Origin of the sequence: Lentzea sp. NPDC060358 (assembly GCF_042725365.1) — a bacterium.
GTDB lineage: Bacteria > Actinomycetota > Actinomycetes > Mycobacteriales > Pseudonocardiaceae > Lentzea.
In genome coordinates this window covers 1-3,448 of sequence record NZ_JBHXCW010000417.1, presented here as the reverse complement: position 1 = coordinate 3,448, position 3,448 = coordinate 1, and the positions used below count along the sequence as shown (strand labels likewise).

Below are 3,448 nucleotides of genomic sequence, written 5' to 3'. Positions count from 1 at the left end.
CACGCGGAACGCGGCTCACCGGGTGGTCGGAGCCTCGAAGTCCGGCAGCTTGAGGTCCTTGGCGAGGGTGCAGAACTTCCAGTCGCCCGATTCCTTCTTGAACTTCACCGTGGTGTCGAACGACTTGGACTCGGTGCCGATCGTCACCTTGGTGGAGACGCCGACGTCCGCGGTGTCGCCGGACACCTTCACGTCCTTGACCTCGACCTTCGGCGCGGGCATCTTCTTGAGCTCCTCGGCCAGCTTGCGCTGTTCCGGGGTGAGCCTCTTCTCCGCCTCCTCGGCCTCCTTGAGGGCCTCGGAGCACGCCATCGACTTGGCCTTGCTCTCGTTCTTCGCGGCGCTCGCGGCGTAGTACTGCTCCGCGGCCTTCTTCACGTCCGCCGCGTCGTCACCGCCGCCGGAGGACGACGAGGTGCTGGAGTCGGAACCGCCGCCGCTGAACAGGACGAAGGCCGTGACGCCGCCGCCGACGAGCAGCAGCACGCCGAGAACGGCCCCGATGATCAGGCCGGTGTTGCTCTTCTTCGGCGGGGGCGGCGGACCGCCGAACCCGCCGGGGCCGGGCTGGCCGTACTGCGGCTGCCCGTAGGGGCCGGTCTGCGGCTGCCCGTACTGCGGCTGGCCGTACGGCCCCGTCTGGGGCTGGCCGTACTGGCCCTGCTGCGGGAAGCCGCCGCTCTGCGGTGCGGGCTGGCCCTGCTGCGGGAAACCCCCGCTCTGCGGTCCCTGGCCGAACGGGTCCTGCTGCGGCTGGCCGTACTGCCCCGGCTGCTGGCCGTAACCGGGCTGCGGCTGCTGGCCGTGACCCGGCTGCTGCGGCGGCTGCTGCCCGTACGGCCCACCGGGCGGCGGCTGCTGCCCGTAGGGCCCGGGCTGCTGCGGCGGGTAGGTCATCGAAACTCCCCCGATGCGGATGAGGTGGTCTTTCTCCGGACATTGTCGTACGCCACCGGCCCGCTCGCGGCCGAATGGGTCCTGCCGACACGCGCGGAAGAGGTCGCGCACATCACTTCGAGTTTCCTTCCGGTCACGCGAAGGCCGTGTCTGATAACGATTGTGGCAACTCCAGCGGCGCTCGAGCGCGATGCTCTGCGCTGTCGGGGTGGTGCGCCGGACGCGTCGGCGGCGCCACCCGGTTGGCCGCACGCCCGCCGGTCCGCCCGCAGGCCCGCTCGAGAGCGGCCCGCGAGGAGCTCGAACGAGGGGTGTTGCGGTGCGTGACCACCGAACGGATCAACCGATGGTCCACCTGGTGGGACGGCGGCGGATCGCCGCTCGTCGGCGGCCCGCGAGCCGCACCACCCGTGTCCGCGGTCGTCCGGGCGTGGTCGCGGACGGTGGGGGCCGGGCGTGCGCCCCGGTGCTCCCATGTCCCCTCATTCCCGGTCTTCTCGCAGGTCGGCGGCGTGTCGCGGGACGAAACGCCGGTGGTCGCCGGTGAGACGCACGGTAGCCGGTGGGCGGTCGCGGCCGACACCGAGATGGAGCAGCGGACCCCCGTTGGAGGTCATGTCATTGCGTCACACGAGCGAAGATGATGTTGTGAGTACCCCATTTTGTCGGTGATCGCCGGTACCGTAATCGGTACGAACACGGGAGGAGGGTGCCGACATGCAGCACGGTCATCCCGGCAGCCAACCCGATGAGGGTGGCGAGCTGAACCAGAGCATCAATTCTGCTGAGCTGACAGCGCAGATCAGGTTCCTCGAGGACGAGATCGCGTCGTTGCGTCGCAAGCTGACCGAGTCGCCGCGGCACACGCGGTTGCTCGAGCAGCGTCTGGCTGAGGCGACCGAGCGCGTCAGCCAGCTGACCGAGCGAAACACGAAGCTCATAGACACCCTCCGCGAAGCACGAAGCCAGCTGCTCGCGTTGCGTGAGGAAGTCGACCGGCTGGCCCAGCCGCCCAGCGGGTACGGCGTCTTCATGGCGCGCTTCGACGACGGGACGGTGGACGTCTTCACGTCCGGCCGACGGATGCGCGTGGCCGTGTCCCCCGCGGTCGAACCGGAGAAGCTGGACTTCGGCCAGTCCGTCCGCCTCAACGAGGCGCTGACCGTGGTCGAGGCCGGCGGGTTCGAGCGGTCCGGCGAGGTCTGCGCGCTCCGGGAGGTGCTCCTCGACGAGGGGGACGGCCTCATCGGTCGTGCGCTGGTCGTCGGCCACGCGGACGAGGAGAGGGTGGTCTGGCTCGCCCAGCCGCTGCTCGACTCGCCGCTCAAGCCCGGCGACTCGCTGCTGGTCGACTCGAAGGCGGGCTTCGCCTACGAACGGGTCCCCAAGGCCGAGGTCGAGGACCTCGTGCTCGAGGAGGTCCCGGACATCGACTACAACGACATCGGTGGCCTCTCCCGGCAGATCGAGCAGATCCGCGACGCCGTGGAGCTGCCGTTCCTGCACGCCGACCTCTTCCGCGAGTACGAGCTGCGCCCGCCCAAGGGCGTGCTGCTCTACGGCCCTCCCGGCTGCGGCAAGACGCTCATCGCCAAGGCGGTGGCGAACTCGCTGGCCAAGAAGGTGCGGGAGATCCGCGGCGAGACCGACAAGCAGGCGAAGTCGTACTTCCTCAACATCAAGGGCCCCGAGCTGCTCAACAAGTTCGTCGGTGAGACCGAGCGGCACATCCGCCTGATCTTCCAGCGGGCTCGCGAGAAGGCGTCCGACGGCACCCCGGTGATCGTGTTCTTCGACGAGATGGACTCGATCTTCCGCACCCGTGGTTCGGGTGTGTCGTCCGACGTCGAGACGACGATCGTGCCCCAGCTCCTCGCCGAGATCGACGGCGTCGAGGGCCTGGAGAACGTCATCGTCATCGGCGCCTCCAACCGCGAGGACATGATCGACCCGGCGATCCTGCGTCCCGGCCGGCTCGACGTGAAGATCAAGATCGAGCGGCCGGACGCCGAGGGCGCGAAGGACATCTTCAACAAGTACCTGACGCCCAACCTCCCGCTGCACGCCGACGACCTCGCCGAGTTCGGCGGGGACCCGAAGGCCTGCATCGAGGGCATGGTGCAGCACACCGTGGAGCGCATGTACGAGGAGTCCGAGGACAACCGGTTCCTGGAGGTCACCTACGCCAACGGTGACAAGGAGGTCCTGTACTTCCGGGACTTCAACTCCGGCGCCATGATCCAGAACATCGTCGACAGGGCCAAGAAGGCGGCGATCAAGTCGCTGCTCGACACCAAGCAGCCCGGCCTCTCGGTCCGGCACCTGCAGGCGGCCATCCTCGACGAGTTCGCCGAGAACGAGGACCTGCCGAACACGACGAACCCGGACGACTGGGCGCGCATCTCGGGCAAGAAGGGCGAGCGGATCGTCTACATCCGCACGCTCGTCACCGGGAAGAACCAGGACACCGGCCGCGCGATCGACACGGCCACGAACACCGGCACCTACCTGTAGGACGCTTCGAACCGAACCGCCCCGGCCGAATCCCGGC

Annotated in this window: 2 protein-coding genes; one reads left to right on the top strand and one right to left on the bottom strand. The window is 68.8% G+C overall.

The genetic code is table 11. The features are described 5' to 3' along the window. Window positions 1-15: 15 nt before the first annotated feature. Window positions 16-897, bottom strand: a complete 882-nt coding sequence (locus tag ACFWGZ_RS40290) for a hypothetical protein (RefSeq protein WP_382456851.1) — start codon at window positions 895-897, stop codon at window positions 16-18. A 717-nt stretch (window positions 898-1,614) separates the two neighbouring features. Here ACFWGZ_RS40290 and arc point away from each other — a divergent pair. Further along, entirely contained in the window at window positions 1,615-3,411 is a 1,797-nt protein-coding gene (gene arc / locus ACFWGZ_RS40285) for a proteasome ATPase (RefSeq protein ID WP_382456850.1), read from the top strand. Window positions 3,412-3,448 lie beyond the last annotated feature (37 nt).